This is a genomic window from Cytobacillus oceanisediminis (assembly GCF_003182355.1).
Lineage (GTDB): Bacteria > Bacillota > Bacilli > Bacillales > Cytobacillaceae > Cytobacillus > Cytobacillus oceanisediminis_A.
The window spans coordinates 110,883-129,705 of record NZ_QGTW01000007.1 but is presented as its reverse complement, the minus strand read 5'-3'; the positions used below and the strand labels follow the sequence as shown (position 1 = coordinate 129,705).

The following is an 18,823-nucleotide window of genomic DNA, read 5'->3' as shown; positions in this document are numbered from 1 at the left end:
TACTAGGTTAATAGAATTACGTGTTTAAAAAGGAGGACAAAAAAGCCTGACTGGTATTTTTCCCGGACTTTTTAAACAACCTCTTGAAGGGAGCGTCGGTGCACGTATGTCAAAAGGAATTGTTTATTACGAAGTAGGAGAACAAATCGAGCTTTTTTTACTGATTAAAAGTGCAACTAAAGGGATTGCCAGTAATGGAAAGCCATTCTTGACACTTATTTTTCAGGATCAAAGCGGAGAAATTGAAGCGAAACTATGGGATGTTTCAGATGATGATGCGAAGAACTACAGCCCTGAAACGATTGTAAAAGTGGCAGGGGACATCCTTAATTATCGTGGCCGCAATCAGCTTAGAATCCGCCAAATTCGGCCGGCGTCCCCGGCAGACCCGGTAAAACTGGCAGATTTCCTCGAAACAGCGCCATTAAGTACAGATGAAATGATGAGCAAAATCACCCAATATATATTCGAAATGAAAAACCCCAATATCCAAAGGATCACTCGCCATTTGCTGAAGAAGCACCAAAAGGATTTCCTTGAGTATCCGGCCGCTACCAAAAATCATCATGAGTTCGTATCTGGACTTGCGTATCATGTTGTATCCATGCTTGATTTGGCCAAAGCAATTGCCGGGCTATATCCAAGCCTGGATAAGGATCTATTATATGCGGGAGTCATATTGCATGACTTAGGGAAGATAACGGAGCTGTCTGGGCCGATATCAACATCCTATACGATAGAAGGAAATCTGCTGGGCCATATTACCATAATGATTAATGAAATTGGCAAAGCAGCCGAGGAATTGGGCATCAACAGTGAAGAAATCATGATTCTGCAGCACCTGGTTCTCTCCCATCACGGCAAAGCAGAATGGGGCAGTCCAAAGCCGCCTCTTATTAAGGAAGCAGAAATCCTTCATTATATCGATAATATTGATGCAAAAATGAATATGCTGGACAGGGCTCTTGAGAGAGTGAAACCGGGAGAATTTACTGATCGGGTATTTGCTCTGGACAACCGTTCATTCTATAAGCCAACTTTTCATAAGTAAAATTAGCCACCTTTCCCATTTGGGAAGGGTGATTTTTTTGTTTCCCCTCAATCATATTTTATAGGTACAAGCATACATTTCTATAGTAACTGGACAAACATTTTGATAGAAAGAGGGGAAGAATAATGATTCCAATTTGGGTATTTTTTGTAGCAGCCGGAATCGTTGTAAGTGCATATATGGCCGTCAAGACAGGCAGGGAAGAGAAACAGGTAGAACACGACAGCATTGAACGTGAAGGCGAAATTTATATGAAACGTCTTGAACGGGAAAAAGAAGAGCGAAAATCTGCCCAGCAATCTGCGGGGTGAAAGAACACAGCGTCCACTATAATACCTGGAAACTGTAGAATCTATTAATTAAAAACAAAAACGGGTCGCCATAAAGGAGGCCCGTTTTTAAATGAAATTATTTTTCTTCAGTTCCTGCTTCAGCTCCAGGTTCATCAAGGATGCCTTTAAGCTCTTTATCCTTAATGTCTACATCTGCAGCCTTTAATTCACGCTCCATTGCCTGCTGGATTTTTTCACCATCAAGCTTGGACACCTTTACTTGGTATTCCATTTCTTCTTTCATTTCTTCAAATGACTTTTTCTCTTTTTTCTCTGTTACTTGGATGATGTGAAAACCGTGTTCAGACTTTACTGGATCACTAATTTCGTTCACATCGAGTGCATAAGCTGCTTCTTCGAATTCAGGGACCATCTTCCCAGGGCCAAACCAGCCTAAATCACCGCCATTAGCTGCAGAGCCTGGGTCTTTTGAATATTCTGTTGCCAAATCTTCGAATTTTCCGCCCTCATCAAGCTTTTTCTTTACTTCCTTGGCAGTCTTTTCATCTTCAACAAGGATATGACGGGCCTTTACTTCTGGCTTATAATTATCGTAGTACTCTTTTACCTCTTTCTCTGTTGCTTCGATATCTTTAATAGCCGCTTTTTCCTGCATTAAACCAGTTCTGAATGTTTCCCTTAAATCTTCTTCATCTTTATAGCCGTATTGCGTTAGCGCCATTTCAAAGTTAGCGCCAAGCTGCTGCTTTAATTCATCTATTTTCTCATTTAATTCTTCATCAGTTACTTCATATTTATCAGAAAGAACTTTTTCATAAACGAGCTCTTGGAGAGCCTGTTCCCCGTATTTTTCCTTCATTGCCTCGTAAAGCTCGTCCTTCGTAATGTTTCCGCTCTTTGTTTCAACGACAACATCACCTGACTCGCCGCCAGCATTGTTGCATGCGCTTAATCCAATTACTCCGGCTGCAATGGAGAGGGATAGCATCCATTTCTTCATGTTGAACACTCCTAAATTTTTTTTCAATTTAATCACAATCCCTACTATACCATAAATGTAAAAAATATCAAAAGCAGAAGGGCGGTATAAAAGGATTATAGTGGATGTCTATCCAAGGTGATTTTTAAAAAATCTGGGTATTTGCCCATCCCATTCTGTCCTTCTGTACATATAATACATGGAAACCCTCTAATGGTGGTTTCAAGCAGCCTGAAAAAAAGTCGGGATAGCAGGGATAAAAGCCTATCCGACGACAGAGGCAAATGAATAGGATATGGTAGCAACCTGAAGGGGAGGTGTTATCATGGGTGCTGGATACGGCGGAGGTTTCGCGTTAATCGTTGTTTTGTTCATTTTATTAATCATCGTAGGCGCAGCGTGGTTGTAAATTTAAGTGTGGCATAGGGTCTATTTAAATTGGGCCCTGTGCCGGAATTTGAAAGGAGGCAATCATATGTCTGGAGGACATGGATACGGCGGAGGTTTTGCGTTAATTGTCGTGCTGTTCATTTTGTTAATCATCATTGGAGCATCTTGGCTGTACTAAGCTTTTGATGCTTAATAATAAATGTATATATAAAAAGCGGCGGAAAAAATTTCCGCCGCTTTTGCTATGCATACAAGATTTCTACAAAGGAAGATATAAGCAGTATGGTAATAAGAATGTTGATCGTTCTAAAAACTTTAGGCTGCCGTTCCTCAGGAATCTCTTTTTGGAGACAAAGCGAATTTGTCATCTTATTAATATAAAATAAAATGAAAACGGCAAAAATAATAAAAATGGAGATCATCCAAGATTCCCTCCTTGGGCAGTCATTTTGTGGCTTTGCATGTTTTGTCTGTTATTTACAATAACAAAATTCACAAAAAAAAGATAGTATAAAAGATTGCCGATGAAGAAACGGAATGGTATGTAAAAGGTATCCCTTTTCAGGATACCCATTGTCAAACGATAAAATTATTGATGTGTATGCAGTAAAATCTCAAATCCGTCTTCATTTTCTTCAATATATGAATGATTTGGGGCAGTAAGCACATTTTTGGCACAAACCATATCGGAAAAGGAAATTCCTGCATGGAATGCAAATAAAATTACTAAATAATGAACATAATGCGGAAAAATAAAGCAGGCCGCTAAAAGTAAGCTGTTTATAACAACTGTCGGCGTCATAATGGCGGCCAGGAAAAGCCATTTTGTAATAGGCTCAGTAATCCTTATATATATAACTGGCAAAATTCCATATTTAAATGATACGCGTTTTTTTACAATTTTTCCTAAATGGGCAATCGGCAAATAGTGAAGCAGTTTATGCAAAGGATACATAAGCCATAAGCCTGCCGCAAAGAAAATAAAGTAATTATCGTAAAAGGTTTCTGGCACAAATAAGTATGTTGCAGGAACATAAGTAAATATAAACGTAGCCAGCATGGTTAAGGAAGACAATATAAAAAGCCTTTGCGATCCATATTGCTTCGTGAAGTTTATCGTCTTCCAGCAATTCATCATATCAATACCTCCAAAAGGAGAAATTAGTATTCTTCCAAACTCACTAAGATACTTTACGATGAATATAGAAAAAAATCAATAGGGAAATTTAAAGCATTTTGTCGAAAAAAATCTTTTTTAAGAAAGGGGAGTAGGATTACTTAAAAGAGGGAAAATATGAGGATGTTATGTGAAAATGTGAGCAAACGAAGTCAAGACGGAAAGCGAATGTGATGCATCCGCTTTGAAAGGGGTTACATACTATTTTAAAAGGATAGGAACTTTTCTATTTCTATACAAGTTCCTTTTCAGCTGTTTCTTTTTTCTTTAATTTGCCTTCATCTTCCTCGAATTGATTTTCAAGGTTAGCGAAGGACTTTTCAAAAATTTCCATAAAGTCATCACCGTAAATATTGCGGACGATAGCCATGATTTCAATGATATCAGGGAACTTTCCGTACAGGTCCCTCAATGGCACAGCCCCGGAGAATACGGCATTTTTCTCAGGTGTATAGGTTTCCATTAGGCTTAATAGAACTTTTTCTCCCTCTTCAGTCAATTTGATATAAGTATTTCTCTTATCGCTCTCTTTCTTTGAAAATTGAAGAAAACCGCGTTCTTCAAGTTTTTTGGAGAAATTGAATGCAGTTGAAACATGCATAACACCAAATTTTGCCACATCGGAGATAGAAGCGCCGTTCAAATGATAGGCAATCCATAAAATATGATGTTCGTTAATATTCAAGTCGTAAGGCTTAATCCACTGCTGCCAATCTTTCTCGATCGACTTCCAAAGGGCTTTGCTCAGTTGTGCAATTCTTTGGCTAAAAATCATTGCTTCCTTCATAGAAATTGGTTTATCCGTCATTCAATAATTCACCTACTTTATAAAATTAATAAGAAAGCTTTCTTTCCTGGACAGAAGCCAGCTGTGCTTTTGCTTTTCTTATTATCATTATGCCAATAAAACAAAAATTAATAAAGATATAAATTTACAAAATTTTTAGAAAACCTTTCTGCATTTCTGTAAAAGGCTCTACGACAGGGATTATAGCAACTTTTTATTTTAAATAAAAAAATGAAGCATTTTTATAATATATTGGTTTTCGGCTAAAAATGAAAAAATCCTTCTTTCTAACCAAATAAAAAGAAGGATTTTTTGGAAAATCATTTATTTGAATTTAAGTTTGTTTCAAGCTCGTGGATCGCTTCTTCAATTTCCTGCAATTCGCGCTGCAGCTCGTGCTGATGGGGGCGAATCTCATTCTTCCAATTATTAATGGAATGTTTGATGTCTTTCGAGAACTCTTTAAATGCAGATTTTCCTTCTTTGGATGCAAAAGAAGCTGAATTTTTTATATCCATTATTTCAGCCTTTAGCTCTGATAATTGGTTTTTTAAAGTGTGTTTGCTGTCTTTTAAATATTGCCTTGCTTCTCTCCCTGAAGCGGGTGCTGTTAAAAGAGTGGAAATGCCGGCAGCAGCACCGCCCACTAAGAATCCAAGCAATAAAGATTTGACTTTCATGAACTTCACCTCAAAATCTTGATTATATGTCTATTTTACTACATTATTCCTTTTTCTAAAGCTGAAAAATAGGATCTTTTAACTTTGCCTGTTGATTCCAACGCTAAGTCTGACGCTCTTCAAGCATTAAGCCTGCGGGATCCCCCTTTGAGCCTCACTCCCTCTGGAAAGAGAATAAGCACCCTCCAATAAACACCGCACGAAGGAAATTCGAAAGCATATCGAGGACCTCGCCTTTTGCTCCAATCAGCAAAGTGCAAAAATCAACATTGAGCTTCAACACAGCCAAAAATTTAAGGAACTCTCCTCTATCTATATCACAAAAAGAAGGATGGTAAACCATATCCTCTCATAGCTGGCCGGAAACAGGCATAGAATTCACTAAGGGTTACTTACATCCTGTTGTTTGAAGGGAGGAGATCGGTTGTCGGGAGCGGCGGCTGGCTTATTTGCATTAAGTATGGTGTTATTTTTGGGGGGAATCCATTTTTTGCTTTCAATAAAAAAACCGGGAGTCTATCCTCCGAGATATGTTCTTAAAAAAAGAGCCGCTGCTTTAGCAGCGGGGGGAGCACTCTTATTCTTGCTTGGCCTGATTGTGGGGAGTTTTCAATAAGTAAAAATATAGAAAAGCCCGCAGTCTGCGGGCTTATATTATATATTATTGACTGATGGGTTGCTGCGTCAGCTTCGTTCTGTTTGCAATTGATTGTGCAACCGGGTAAAGGATTACCATAGCCACTGTATTAACGGCAGCTGCCGGCAATACAACTGCTGCAAACAATGCTGCGAATGGCCCAGGAAGTCCGACGATCAGGAATGCCGAAGTTAAAAATATGACCCCTGAAACAATTGTTCCGACCGCTGTTAGCACAGCTGCACTGAGTATGGACTTACGGAATTTGTTTAATGCTAAAAACAAGGCGAAAAATGTGAAAGCTGTAACTGGCTTATCAATAATATTAGGTAATAACCCGCCGGGGAAGGTTGTAGTTAGGCCTGAAATTAAACCTGTTACCAATCCCAAAAGCAAAACACTCTTTCTGTCAGGAAAAAGGATAATTCCCAAAAACATCATTGTAAGCATCATATCTGGTTTCATTCCAAGGAAAAATCCCGGAACTACAGCATGCAGTACTGCTCCCATCCCAACTAAAAGGGAAAGGGCCACCAAATTTTTTGTATTCATTTCTCATCTCTCCTCTGCTATTCTAAAGCTCTTAAAATTGTTCCTCCTGCAGTGCACTCGTTGCCTGCAGCGAAAAACTTTAACTCATTATAACACATATCATTTGAATTAAAAGGGTGTTAATATCTTTTAATTTCTGTTTTTGAAAGCTTTCATAAATTCAGCAAGTTTTTGGACATGTTCAGCCGGTACAGCATTATAAATGGAAGCCCGGCAGCCTCCAATAGAACGGTGTCCGCCCAGTCCAACAAAGCCAGCTTCTTTTGCTTGATGCAAAAAGTCCTTTGAGGCCTCTTCGTTGTGCAGGTTAAAAGTGACATTCATACGGGATCTGCTACCTTTAAGAGCATGCCCCAGGTAAAAGCCGTCACTTTCATCTATTACATCATAGAGGATTTTTGCTTTCTCTTCATTCATTTTCTCAATCTGCTCAAGGCCGCCTTCCTTATCCGCCCATTCCAGCACTAAGGTCAGTAAATAGATTGCCAGGGTAGGAGGTGTGTTATATAGGGAGTTATTCTTGGCATAAGTATTATAATTCAGCATGGATGGCAATTCTTCAGATGATTTTTCCAAAAGTTCTTTGCGGATAATTACCACTGTAACCCCTGAAGGTCCAAGATTTTTCTGGGCCCCAGCATAAATTAAATCAAAATTGCTCATATCTAATGGCCTGCTTAAAATATCACTGGACATGTCTGCAATTAATGGCGTTTTCTTATTTGAAGGAAAGGAATGCCATTGCGTTCCATAAATGGTATTGTTGCTTGTAATGTGAAGGTAAGCAGCATTTTCCAGATCACAATCTTCGTTATGTTCCGGAATAAAGCGGTATTTCTGATCCTTGCTTGAAGCTGCAATAAAGGTTTTGCCGATTTTGTTTGCTTCTTTTAAAGCCTTTTCCGACCAAGAGCCGCTTAAAACATATTGGGCTGTTTGGCTTTTGCTAAGCAAGTTCATCGGAACCATTGAAAATTGGAGGCTTGCTCCGCCCTGGATAAAAAGTACTTCGTAATCATCGGGGATAGATAATAATTTCTTTAGCAATGAGATTGCTTTATCATGGACAGCTTGATATTCCTTGCTTCTATGGCTAAGTTCCATAATTGCCATTCCTGTACCATTGAAATCCAGCCAATTTTTTTCTGCTTCCTTTAAAACCGCTTCTGGCAATGCTGAAGGACCTGCATTAAAATTTAGTGCACGGTTCATTTTTCTCCCTCCAAATTAAATGAAAATATTTTTGTTTTACTATAACGCTGTGAAGAAATAAAGATATTTTATATGTTATCAAAATTTATTGTTTTGTACAGAGAAAATAATGAACATTTAGAAAATTAATTGGAATGGCATCATATTATTTAAGGGGAGTATGGTAGCTAAAAACGAAAAGCTTTCCTGTGGGGAACAGGAAAGCCAGAGTACTAAAGATGCTTTTTTATGGCTTCTGAGATTTCTTGAAGGTCGGATGCCGTATATTCAGATTGATGTGACTTCCAGACAACTCCCAATCCATCACTTTTGCCATAGCGAGGGATAAGATGCGAATGAAAATGGAATACAGTTTGCCCTGCAAGTTCACCATTGTTATTAATCAAATTTAAACCCACCGGATCGAACTCGGCTTTAATGGCTTTTGCAATTTCCGGAACTGCTTCGAAATAATTTCGAGCTGTTTCCGGATCCATTTCATATAAATTTTCTTTATGTACTTTGGGGATTACAAGCGTATGTCCCTTTGTGACCTGGCTAATATCCAGGAACGCCATCACATGTTCGTTTTCATAAACTTTGGCTGCAGGGATTTCACCGTTGATAATTTTGCAGAAAATACAATCGCTCATTTAAACATCTCCAATCTTCGTTTTAGCCATTTTCTCGATTTTACCATATTCAACAGAAAACGATAATAATAAAGGCAGGATCCGCTGGGAATCCTGCCTTCGTGAAGGGGAAGCTTCTCTAATGGACGTTTCTACTTCAGGAAATTCTCTTTGACAAACACCTCATTTTTAATGAATTGTGTTTATTTCTAGAGAAAATCGATCTTTGTTCAATCGTACCATCCCCTTATTTCTTTATATGTTTCTCAACTTATAAAGCCTGGATGATAGTCTTTGACAAACACCTCATTTAAAAATGACTTAGTGACCACTTACGGGTAAAGCGATCAAGTGTTTAAGATCAGCAGGTTTTCACACTGTTGTGCAATGCAACCATCCCCTTGTTAGGAACGTTTGAAGCTTATATTGAAAGGAAACTGTCTGCGACAGACACCTCATTTCAAGTTTTGATCATTCGATGGAATCAAATGACTTGTTTCCCCTTCAAAAATTAGAATGCCCGCTTTGAGTTTTTATATGTAAATAAATTTAAAGAGTTTTGCCAAACTGGACAATTCGCTTTGGCTTTTTTTACAATGGTCTTATAGCATAATGGAAGGACGTTGAGAATGGCTCTTTTGGAGATAAAGAATGTAACAGGCGGCTATACTAGAAACCCGGTTTTGAAGGACGTTTCCTTTGAAGTGGGGGAAAATGAAATAGTGGGCCTGATAGGTCTGAACGGTGCAGGAAAGAGCACGACTATAAAACATGTAATTGGCCTGATGGAACCGCATGAAGGCGGGGTCACGATAAATGGCAAGGAGTTTCTCAAAGATAAAGAAGGCTATCGCAAACAATTCACCTTTGTGCCGGAAACGCCTATTCTTTATGATGAATTAACATTGGAGGAGCATTTGAGGATTACAGCAATGGCCTACGATTTGACGGAAGCGGAATATAAAAAAAGACAGGAAAAGCTTCTGAAGGAATTTCGGATGGAAAAGAGACTGAAATGGTTTCCCGCCCATTTTTCAAAAGGGATGAAGCAGAAGGTAATGATTATGTGTGCCTTTCTTGTCCAGCCGTCATTATATATAGTTGATGAGCCTTTCGTAGGACTTGATCCGCTTGGAATCCAGTCATTGCTTGACCTTATGAAAATGATGAAAGAGAGCGGGGCAGGCATTCTTATGTCTACACATATCCTAGCCACCGCAGAAAGATATTGTGACCGCTTCGTTATTTTACATGAAGGTAAAGTAAGGGCAAAAGGCACTTTAGCAGAGCTGCAGCAGCAATTTGCCATGCCGGGAGCGACTCTTGACGATTTATATATTCAGCTCACAAAGGAAGAAGACTATGTTTGATGAAAAACGATTATGGAAAGAGCGGTTCGGAAAGACAAGCAAAGAGCTTTCCCGCTACCTCCGATATATTTTTAATGGCCATATTGTCATTGTCATGGTCTTCCTGCTGGGAACAGCCGCATACTATTATCAGGAATGGCTAAAGACATTGCCGGAGCAGTTTCCCGCTGCTCCAGTGATGGCACTTATTCTCGCCATTTTACTTACATACAGCCCAATTTATACGTTCCTTTCAGAAGCGGATAAAGTGTTTCTTCTGCCGCTTGAAAACCGGCTTTCAGGTTATTTTAAACGTTCGATGGCTGTCAGCTTTTTGGTGCATGCCTACTTGCTTATCGTGGGGCTCGGGATTTTTATGCCAATGTATGCACTTGTCAATGAAGGAGACTTCCAAGCCTTTTTGCCGTTTTTGCTTATTTTGCTGGCGTTAAAAGCAGTCAATCTGCTTATACGCTGGAAAATTCAATATTATGTTGATACAAACGTTCATTTATTGGATGCTTTTGTCCGTTATGCAGTCAATGCCGTATTTCTATATTTGCTGTTCTCAGGCGCATCCCCGATTTTTACTCTGGCGGTCGGAGTCCTGCTAGTGGTACTGTATTGGTACTTCAGCATGAAATCAAAAAATAAGGCGTTAAAATGGGAGTTCTTAATTGACCAGGAGGAAAGAAGAATGACTTCTTTTTACCGGCTGGCTAATATGTTTACAGATGTTCCTAAGCTGAGGGACCGGGTGAAGAGGCGTAAGTGGCTTGATTGGCTGCTTGCAAGCATTCCGTTTAAGCAGGAAGAGACTTTCAAAAATCTATTTATAAGGACATTTCTTCGTTCAGGTGATTATTTGGGACTTTTTATCCGTTTAACAATCATCGGAGGGGGAGCAATTTATTTAATTTCATTTGGTATTGGCCAAGTTCTGCTGGTATTGCTTTTTATGTATTTAACGGGCTTTCAGCTTTTGCCGCTTTGGAACCACTATCAAAATAAATTATGGGTGAAACTATACCCTGTTCAAGAAAAGCTTAAAGAAAAATCCTTTAGACAATTGCTGTCAGGCATTTTATATTTGCAGTCATTCTTACTATCGATTGCTGTTTTGGCAAAGGGAGATTGGCTGGCTTCGCTGTTATCTTTAGCCGCAGGCATTGTTTTTGCCTATGTGTATACCCATATGTATATCCAAAAGCGCTTGCGGGGGGCCAATAATAAATAAATTTGAAACTATTCCCTTGTGATATGCGTATTAGTAACAATCCTGACAAAAGGAAGGTATGTCATGAAACAGTATGAATTAAAAGCATATCAGGAAATCGAGGAATGGAAGAGGCAAATAAATAAACGCTCCAGCCTGCTAAATCGCCTTTCAAAAAAAGCGCAAACCAAGATAAATAGCCTTATACCGGAAAAAGCACATCAAATCATCACAGATAGCATTAAAAATATGGTGAAGGCAACTCTGATAGGATCAAACGCAACCACAAGGAAAAAGCAAGCTTCCGGCAGCACATTGGCCGATATGGATGAAATGCTGAAGCAAAAGATTGCGTCTTTCCGCAAAACGGCTGCTGTAGAGGGAGCTGGTACAGGAGCGGGAGGGATCCTCCTTGGCCTGGCTGATTTCCCTCTCCTGTTAAGCATTAAAATGAAATTCCTTTTTGAGGCTGCTGTCATCTATGGGTATGATACAAATGAGTATGAAGAACGGCTCTTCATCCTGCATATCTTTCAGCTCGCGTTTTCAAGCGATGATAAAAGAAAGGACACCCTTAAGCTGATTGAAGAGTGGGAAGACCGCAAAGAGGGTTTGGCAGAATTGGACTGGAAAGAATTTCAGCAGGAGTACCGGGATTATATCGACTTCGTTAAAATGCTTCAGCTTGTGCCAGGAATAGGAGCTGCAGTTGGGGCCTATGCGAACTACAATTTGCTTGACCATCTGGGTGAAACGGCGAAAAATGCCTATCGCCTTCGAATATTAAAAACAGCTCCGAGGCCTGATTAGGCTTGGGGCTGTTTTAATTTATTGGCGGGGAGGGAAATGAGTCGATTCCCTTATTAATTGTGTCGTGGTGGACGGTAAATTTCGTTGTCCCGGAATTAATTGCGTCGAAAAGACTGATCAATGCATCGTCCCTGAAGCTATTTGCGTCAAAAAGAATGATAAATAAGCTGGCCTGTAATAAAATCGGCCAGCTGATCCAACTCTAAATTTTGCTACTGTCCTACTTCAACTGAATCTTTTATTTCCTGGAAGCTGTGATAATTTAAAGCAGCTGCACCCAGCGTTTTTGCGGCAATGAGCATGGCTTTTTCATCGATATCAAATTTTGGATGGTGGTGCGGAAAATTCTCACCTGTGTTTTCTGGTTTGGCTCCAGTAAAGAAGAAAGTTCCTTTTACATGCTGCAGGTAATAAGCGAAATCCTCTCCGCCCATTTCAGGGTCTGTTTCTTCTAAACAATTGACATCATTAATTTTTTCGGCACAGCCCACTAAATATTCTGTTTCAGCCTTGTGATTTACGACAGCAGGATAGCCTCTATGATAGTTATATTCATAAGAACTGTCAGCTGTATAGCATGTTCCTTTCACGACGCGTTCAATTTCTTCTTCAATATTTGTTCTCACTTCTTCATTAAATGTACGAACTGTTCCGATTAATTTAGCTCTATCGGCAATAACATTAAACGCGTTATCAGCAACAAATGAACCAATTGTTACTACCGCTGAATCAATTGGATTAACTTTTCTGCTTACGATTTGCTGGAGATTAACAACAAGCTGTGAAGCTGTGACAATCGCATCTTTCGTTTTGTGGGGCTGCGCTCCATGGCCGCCTTTCCCTTGGACGGTAACTTCAAATCGGTCTGCTGCCGCCATAAATGGCCCTACACGGTACTGAATTTTTCCGGTTGGCTCTGATGCCCATAAGTGGGTACCGAAGATGGCGTCAACTCCATCAAGGCATCCATCTTCAATCATTGAAATGGCTCCACCCGGTGCATATTCCTCTGCATGCTGGTGAATCATCACATATGTACCTTCTAATTCTTCACGCATTTCATGAAGTGCTTTTGCCAGGACAAGTAATGTTGCTGTATGTCCGTCATGACCACAGGCGTGCATGACCCCTGGTACCAAAGATTTATATAGTACATCTTTTTCATCCTGAATAGGGAGTGCATCAAAGTCAGCACGTAAAGCAATTGTTTTGCCGGGTTTGCTGCCATAAACCTTAGCCACTACTCCATTTCCGCCGATTTGTCCACGGACTTCAACACCTAGTTTCTCATAATAGGATTTAATGTAATGGGCGGTTTTCTCTTCCTTGAAAGATACCTCCGGATGCTGATGCAGATAACGGCGGATGGATACCATTTCATCGTAATAGCTTTCTAATTTTTTAAATAAATTTTCGGCCATGATTCTCTCTCCCAACTGATTTAATTTTTCCATTATTATAACATTCTTTATTAAGATAAAGAGGGATTTTTCGTATTCAGAAAATTTTACATAATAAAGGTAAAAAAAGAATGATAATATAGATTAAGGTATATTATGGAAGGGGCAAGCAAGATTGGAATTGAGGAAGTCTATGTGGGGATATTTTTTTCTGGTTGCATCAGCAGCTATTTTTCTTTATTTTTTATTTGCTGTCAAAAGCGGGGATACATTAAGCTTTGATCGCTATCTGTCATCTTTCTTTACAGGCATATTTACTGAAGGTTCTTATCCATTTTTTGAACTCATGGATCGTTTAGGAAACAAGCTTGGTGTTGGAATCGTTACCTTATTTTTTTTAGTTTGGCTTTGGGTGAAACATAGGAACTATACAGCTATGGCAGCGCTTGTTTTTGCCGTAGCCATCGGGAATGAGGTAAACAAATGGCTCAAAGATGCAATTGGCAGGCCTCGCCCGGACCAGGAACATCTGGTAAACGTGGCAAGCCTTAGCTTCCCGAGCGGGCATGCCATGATCGGGATGATCCTCTATACTTTTATTGCATTTATCATTATAGAAGAGTTAAAGTCTGCTAAAGTAAAATGGGTTACAGGCATTTTGGCAGGGGTTTGGATTTTTCTGATGGGAATTAGCCGCATCATAATGAAGGTGCATTATCCTTCCGATATTGCAGCAGGCTTTGCAGCGGGTTTTATGTGGGTGTTTCTGTCAATTGTTCTATATGAAGCATTGAGGGCGATGTTTACTAAAAAGGCATTTGAAAAGAGACTATCATAACCTGACCGGAAAGGCGTTTGCCTAATCATGAAAAGGGATTATCCTGATGATAGTCTTTTCATGATTAGGCAATTTTATATCAGGAACATGGCTACAATGGTTGTCACAATTAAACCAATAGTGACTGGAAGCAGGTTTCTTCGTGCAAGCTCAAAGGCGTCTACATTACAAATGGCTGCTGCAGGGATGAGCGCCCATGGGACAAGTGTACCTCCGCCGACCCAAATCGCGGCTACCTGGCCAAGAGCAGTTAGTGTGGCCGCGCCAGTGCCAATGGCAGTTGCAAAAAGATTGGCGATGGAACCTGCAAGCGAAATGCCGGAAAAACCGGATCCGTCCAGGCCGGTAATGGCACCAACTGCTGTTAGGGTGATCGCACCGACTTCCTTGCTTAAAGGTACGACAGAGGCAAGTCCGACACCCAAATCATTGACGATTCCGTGAGAGCCTTTTGGCAGATGGTCTCCAATCATTTGAGCAAATCCAGAATCCCCTAAATAGAAAAAAGCTGCAATTGGAATAACGGGGCCAAATACCCTGAATCCAAACTGAAAGCCTTCAATTAAATAGCTGGTTGTTTTTTCAAGCCCTTTATTTCTATGGGCTGCAAGTGTAATGATTAGCAGGATAAAGATTGAAGTCCCGCCTACTAAAGCTGTTGCGTCTCCGCCTTTCAGGTCCAGTACAAACATGGATGCCACGTCTGCCGCAAATAAAACAGGAATTAATAGGGCAAAAATCCGTTTCTGATTATGAGAAAGCAATTGTTTTTCGCTGCTATCGGCTTGAAGTTCGCTTGGGGAGTCTTTGGTAAGGCCGGTAGTGGCTGTCAATTTGCCACTTTTCATATCTCTCTTAATTAAATAGAAAGCTGTTATCGTCGTAACTGCCCCCATGACGATGACAAGCGGAACACTCGCTGAAATAACATCCCCGACATGCAGTCCGGCTGCATCTGCGGTTAATTTTGGAGCAGCCTGGATAATGAAATCACCAGACAAAGCAATTCCGTGGCCAAAAAGGTTCATAGCCATTGCAACTCCGAGTGCTGGCAGTCCTACCCTAATAGCTACAGGAAGGAGGACTGCTCCCATTAGCGCCACGGCAGGTGATGGCCAAAAAAACCATTAAAAGCATCTATAGACACCACTCTTGAAATGTTGGTATTATTGGTTTTAGGGAATGATATTAACATCAAGGAGTTGACACCGAAGTGGTAACGAATAACATCATTAAGAACGTAGCGGTGTATTTACGTATTTCAAGGGATAAAGGGGAGAACGTAGACACCCTACAGAACCATAGAGAACGTCTTGTAAGACTATGTGAGGATAGAGGATATACTTACACCATATATGAGGAAATCGTTTCAGGGCAGGCAAGAATGGAAGCAAGGGAAGCCCTTAACAGTTTATTAGATGAATTAGAGAAATATGATGCTGTTGTAGTTACAGCTATTGACCGTTTAAGTCGTGATTTAGAATACAGTATCCATATATTCAAGCGATTAGAAAAAGTAGGTATTCCAGTTATTACACCTGAAAGGATTTACACCGAACAAGACTTTACTCTTTACGCTATTGAATCAACCTTGGCACATGGAGAATACAAGCAAATTAGAAAGAGGATGTTACAAGGTAAAAGAGATAAAGCCCTTAGAGGTGAAATCGTAGCAAGCAGACCGCCATACGGTTATGATTCTGTAATGGTTGATAAGAAGCGTACCTTTGTACCGAATAAAGATGCTAATACCGTCAAGAAGATATTTAACCTTGCTATAAATGGATACGGTGGGAAATCAATATCAGACATTACTGGAAAGCCTTATAAGTCAGTTCAAAACATTATACGCAATGAAGCCTATACTGGAACGATGATTTACAAGGATATTAGGGTAGATGATGCCTTTACCGCTATTGTGGATAAGGAAACTTTTAAGAAGGCTAACAATGCAATGAAAGCAAGATTTGCGGGGGATAGGGAACAGCGTACAAGAACAAAAGGCAAGGTGAGAACTATTCTAAAGGATTTAGTTTACTGTGATAATTGCGATAGGAAGATTAGCTTCCAGTTAAAAAGAAGAGAAGTCTATGAAGATGCAATGGTAACTAAGAAGTGTGAATGCGGTATGCCAGGGGTTAAAGAAGAAACCTTGTTAGCTGAATTTTACGCACAGTTCTACTGGGTTGAATTGCATTTCAGGAAAGAATGGCAGAAGGCACTTGAAACACCGCTAGAGGATAAAAAGGGAATTATTGAAGGACAGCTTACCGAACTAACAAAGAAGCAAGAGAAGCTAAATAGAAGGCTTAAGAATGCAAGGGAAATGCGTTTAGACGGTGAACTATCCAAGGCAGAATTTGAAGAAACCAAAGCAGAATCAGAGAAGGAACTTATTGCCCTTTCCAGTAAGATAACAGAGTTAAGTGATGAACTTTCTACACTGGATACCGCTAAGTTATCACAAGGCTATCAGGAAAAGTTAAAGCTTATAGGGATAATTAAGCAGGAGTTAAATTTGCCTGAGGGTAAAGGACAGCTTAACTATACCAAGATTGAAGAATGTACCAACAAGGAAGAAGCTAACCGTCTGTTAAAATTACTGATAGATAAGATTTACTATTTCAGGGGTATTGAAGCTAATGCCTTTGGAGAGGAAGAAGAAGTAATTAAGCTAACAATAGCACCGAGATAGAGGGGAAGGGCATCAAGATGCTTAACAACAAAGAATTAAGACGTTTTTATATGTATTATGCAGAGGGAAAAACATTTAAAGAAGTAGCTAAAGAGGAAAGAGTATCGGACACAGCAATCCAGTTATCACTTAAGAAAGCAGAGAAGGCACTGGGATTCACAGAGGAAGTTAAGAGGGAAGTCTTTAAGGAAGCCATAAGCCAGTTCTTAGAGAGTAAAGGAAAGCTTCTAACGGTACAGCAGGAACTATCAAAATATAGAGATTAACCTATTCTAATGGATGGGTTTTTATTTTGCCCAATTTATGTTTTGAAAAATAAAAAATTAGAACCGCCAAGTTCATTTTAGAAAATGTTTTATAGGTTAATGCCTTACCCCATAACTTTCCACCAATAAAGCACCCCTACCACTACCTTCCAGTACCGTTGTATTTTACCGATTATAACCTCATGGAAATTATTAACATTGACAACAACAACACAATAGCAGCAATGGGTGTATGGTGTTAAATGGAAGGTTGTAGTTATAGTTATACATAATTAAGTATAAACATTAAGGTTAAATGCAGATTTATTAGTAATTATTCTAATCGTTATACAATGTATATATTATGCAGTGTTATTCATGTTTCATTTGCTACATTAAATGCACTTATAGAGACAACTATTAATTAACAGTGGAGGATGACATTACCAATTGACTTAACCAGTAGGGGATTATTCCACCGATTGTTTAATGGTATTAATAGGTAATCACTCCAGGTCGTACCATACGGTAAATATGGATAAGTTTGGTAAAAGAGTGTGGGGATAATTGGTAGTTGACAAAGGAAATTGTTTGTGAAATTGGAACAATTCAATTACCTCTAATTTCTAGTTATTTTTCCAGAAATTTACTATTAGCATACCTCTGGCGGAATGTTCATTAGGTTGGACATAATTTGACCCTCTTCCTTGTGATAAACCTTAATCCAAAAGGATTTGTGGAATCAAAAGATAAAAAGTACTAGTGTAAAGAGTGGACAAAAGTGGACAAAAAAAAGACCCTAACCGTTTAGAGTCAGTATCTTTCATAATTGTTCACGAATAACTCCATAAATTCATCTGCAAATTTCTTTACAAAATCTCGGTCAAGTGCAGTTGCCCAAGTCTCATTATTGTTTGGTGCAGTATTACTCCAATTATAAGAACCATGCATTACATACTCTAAATCAATTATGCAGAATTTATTGTGAAGTCTGTTATACCTTTTTTTCGGTACTTTTACAACTTCAAAATTACGTTCAAAATCTGCTAACAAAGTTTGGTTTGTTGGTTCATCTGAGGTGATTATTCGGATATTTAAGCCGTCAATTTTTCTTAGAATCAATTCTCTATATATATCTATATCGGTAAACCAAGCTACCGCTACCCATATAGTATATTCAGCCCTTCGGATGCCTTGGATTATTTTATCCTTTATCTCGTCAAACACAACATCATGTTCCGCTTGTGGTGGGATATTTTCAAGTTCTACTGGTTTAGGTTTAATATTTAATCCGGCATATTCATAATTTCCTGGTGACCTATATACTAATGCTGTCAATTTTTCTAAATCGTCTCTTAAAAATTCAGCCTGTTCCAACATAGGCACTGGAACTCTTAAATCTATATATTCCTCAAAATGTCGATATTTACTTGCGAAGACACCAGTTTTATCAAAATCTATTTCTGAATTTCTCAATAGGGTAAGTAATTCATTTTTGTTTGGATTTTTTCCATATTTCACCGTTTCGACCATAGTTCTCAAAAATTGTTCTTCGTTCATTTATATATCCCCCTAAACCTTCCAATATTGATAACCATAATATACCACAATTTGTATAAAGCAGCGGTGTAATAGGTGGACAAAAAGTGTACAGAAAATATAAAGGCTAACCGTTCGGATAATCCCCACTAATCTACAGTAACGTTTTGTTACCCTTAGGGTAATATTTTGTTACCCTTGTAGTATCATTTTGTTACCCGAATAAGACTTAATATAATAAGACTTAATAGAATAATACTTAATAATTAAAAGACTGTCCTAACGGACTGTGTTACTTATTAATAGATAATCACTTATAAAGAATACACCGTTATAATTGAAGGGATAGAGAACGGTAAAGA

20 protein-coding genes and 1 pseudogene are annotated in these 18,823 nt (G+C 39.1%); 10 read left to right on the top strand and 11 right to left on the bottom strand.

All coding sequences use genetic code 11. From position 1 onward, the window contains the following. Positions 1-106 precede the first annotated feature (106 nt). Together yhaM and DFO73_RS14440 are read left to right on the top strand one after the other, a co-directional pair. Entirely contained in the window at positions 107-1,051 is a 945-nt protein-coding gene (gene yhaM / locus DFO73_RS14445) for a 3'-5' exoribonuclease YhaM (protein ID WP_110065454.1), read from the top strand. Between the two features lie 125 nt (positions 1,052-1,176). Further along, positions 1,177-1,362, top strand: a complete 186-nt coding sequence (locus DFO73_RS14440; protein ID WP_110065453.1) for a sporulation YhaL family protein — start codon at positions 1,177-1,179, stop codon at positions 1,360-1,362. Between the two features lie 97 nt (positions 1,363-1,459). Here the strand turns inward: DFO73_RS14440 and DFO73_RS14435 are convergent, their stop codons facing one another. After that, positions 1,460-2,344 carry a peptidylprolyl isomerase gene (locus tag DFO73_RS14435; protein WP_110065452.1) on the bottom strand — a complete coding sequence of 295 codons (885 nt, stop codon included), beginning with the start codon at positions 2,342-2,344 and terminating at the stop codon, positions 1,460-1,462. A gap of 304 nt (positions 2,345-2,648) precedes the next feature. Here DFO73_RS14435 and DFO73_RS14430 point away from each other — a divergent pair, with 304 nt between their 5' ends. Together DFO73_RS14430 and DFO73_RS14425 are read left to right on the top strand one after the other, a co-directional pair. After that, on the top strand, positions 2,649-2,732 hold the full coding sequence (locus DFO73_RS14430) for a YjcZ family sporulation protein (RefSeq protein WP_064503397.1): 84 nt from the start codon (positions 2,649-2,651) through the stop codon (positions 2,730-2,732). Between the two features lie 66 nt (positions 2,733-2,798). After that, positions 2,799-2,891, top strand: coding sequence for a YjcZ family sporulation protein (locus DFO73_RS14425; protein WP_110065451.1), 93 nt, complete (start codon positions 2,799-2,801; stop codon positions 2,889-2,891). A 64-nt stretch (positions 2,892-2,955) separates the two neighbouring features. Here the strand turns inward: DFO73_RS14425 and DFO73_RS14420 are convergent, their stop codons facing one another. From DFO73_RS14420 to DFO73_RS14385, 7 genes are all read right to left on the bottom strand, one after another. Then, the gene (locus DFO73_RS14420; protein WP_009331432.1) at positions 2,956-3,135 is read right to left on the bottom strand and encodes a hypothetical protein; all 180 of its coding nucleotides are present in this window, start codon (positions 3,133-3,135) and stop codon (positions 2,956-2,958) included. A gap of 167 nt (positions 3,136-3,302) precedes the next feature. After that, a complete protein-coding gene (locus tag DFO73_RS14415) occupies positions 3,303-3,851 on the bottom strand; it encodes a DUF3267 domain-containing protein (RefSeq protein ID WP_110065450.1) in 549 nt (182 codons plus the stop codon). A gap of 271 nt (positions 3,852-4,122) precedes the next feature. Next, on the bottom strand, positions 4,123-4,698 hold the full coding sequence (locus DFO73_RS14410; RefSeq protein ID WP_110065449.1) for an HTH-type transcriptional regulator Hpr: 576 nt from the start codon (positions 4,696-4,698) through the stop codon (positions 4,123-4,125). A gap of 299 nt (positions 4,699-4,997) precedes the next feature. Further along, positions 4,998-5,357 (bottom strand): YtxH domain-containing protein, encoded by a 360-nt coding sequence (locus tag DFO73_RS14405; RefSeq protein ID WP_110065448.1) that lies wholly within the window; start codon positions 5,355-5,357, stop codon positions 4,998-5,000. Positions 5,358-6,018: 661 nt separating this feature from the next. Then, on the bottom strand, positions 6,019-6,546 hold the full coding sequence (locus tag DFO73_RS14395) for a tryptophan transporter (protein WP_110065446.1): 528 nt from the start codon (positions 6,544-6,546) through the stop codon (positions 6,019-6,021). Positions 6,547-6,675: 129 nt separating this feature from the next. Next, positions 6,676-7,758, bottom strand: a complete 1,083-nt coding sequence (gene serC, locus DFO73_RS14390) for a 3-phosphoserine/phosphohydroxythreonine transaminase (RefSeq protein ID WP_110065445.1) — start codon at positions 7,756-7,758, stop codon at positions 6,676-6,678. Between the two features lie 212 nt (positions 7,759-7,970). Beyond that, the gene (locus DFO73_RS14385; protein ID WP_110065444.1) at positions 7,971-8,390 is read right to left on the bottom strand and encodes an HIT family protein; all 420 of its coding nucleotides are present in this window, start codon (positions 8,388-8,390) and stop codon (positions 7,971-7,973) included. A gap of 608 nt (positions 8,391-8,998) precedes the next feature. Here DFO73_RS14385 and DFO73_RS14380 point away from each other — a divergent pair. The 3 genes from DFO73_RS14380 (at position 8,999) to DFO73_RS14370 (ending at position 11,744) form a co-directional block, all read left to right on the top strand. Then, the gene (locus DFO73_RS14380) at positions 8,999-9,739 is read left to right on the top strand and encodes an ABC transporter ATP-binding protein (protein ID WP_110065443.1); all 741 of its coding nucleotides are present in this window, start codon (positions 8,999-9,001) and stop codon (positions 9,737-9,739) included. Next, positions 9,732-10,955 carry an ABC transporter permease gene (locus tag DFO73_RS14375; protein ID WP_110065442.1) on the top strand — a complete coding sequence of 408 codons (1,224 nt, stop codon included), beginning with the start codon at positions 9,732-9,734 and terminating at the stop codon, positions 10,953-10,955. The genes DFO73_RS14380 and DFO73_RS14375 overlap by 8 nt, the downstream gene beginning before the upstream one ends. A gap of 63 nt (positions 10,956-11,018) precedes the next feature. Then, positions 11,019-11,744 carry an EcsC family protein gene (locus DFO73_RS14370; RefSeq protein WP_110065441.1) on the top strand — a complete coding sequence of 242 codons (726 nt, stop codon included), beginning with the start codon at positions 11,019-11,021 and terminating at the stop codon, positions 11,742-11,744. A 212-nt stretch (positions 11,745-11,956) separates the two neighbouring features. Here DFO73_RS14370 and DFO73_RS14365 read toward each other — a convergent pair whose 3' ends face one another. Further along, on the bottom strand, positions 11,957-13,165 hold the full coding sequence (locus DFO73_RS14365) for a M20 family metallopeptidase (protein ID WP_110065440.1): 1,209 nt from the start codon (positions 13,163-13,165) through the stop codon (positions 11,957-11,959). Between the two features lie 154 nt (positions 13,166-13,319). Here DFO73_RS14365 and DFO73_RS14360 point away from each other — a divergent pair, with 154 nt between their 5' ends. Then, the gene (locus tag DFO73_RS14360; protein WP_110065439.1) at positions 13,320-13,982 is read left to right on the top strand and encodes a phosphatase PAP2 family protein; all 663 of its coding nucleotides are present in this window, start codon (positions 13,320-13,322) and stop codon (positions 13,980-13,982) included. A gap of 74 nt (positions 13,983-14,056) precedes the next feature. Here DFO73_RS14360 and DFO73_RS14355 read toward each other — a convergent pair. Continuing rightward, positions 14,057-15,109, bottom strand: a pseudogene (locus tag DFO73_RS14355) (hypothetical protein); the annotation flags it as partial. 86 nt (positions 15,110-15,195) lie between these two features. On the opposite strand from DFO73_RS14355, the gene DFO73_RS14350 reads away from it, so the two are divergent. Next, complete coding sequence (locus DFO73_RS14350) at positions 15,196-16,677, top strand: recombinase family protein (protein ID WP_110065438.1); 1,482 nt, start codon at positions 15,196-15,198, stop codon at positions 16,675-16,677. Positions 16,678-16,694: 17 nt separating this feature from the next. After that, entirely contained in the window at positions 16,695-16,943 is a 249-nt protein-coding gene (locus DFO73_RS14345) for a hypothetical protein (RefSeq protein ID WP_110065437.1), read from the top strand. Between the two features lie 792 nt (positions 16,944-17,735). Here DFO73_RS14345 and DFO73_RS14340 read toward each other — a convergent pair. Continuing rightward, on the bottom strand, positions 17,736-18,482 hold the full coding sequence (locus DFO73_RS14340; RefSeq protein WP_110065436.1) for a phospholipase D-like domain-containing protein: 747 nt from the start codon (positions 18,480-18,482) through the stop codon (positions 17,736-17,738). Between the last annotated feature and the right edge of the window lie 341 nt (positions 18,483-18,823).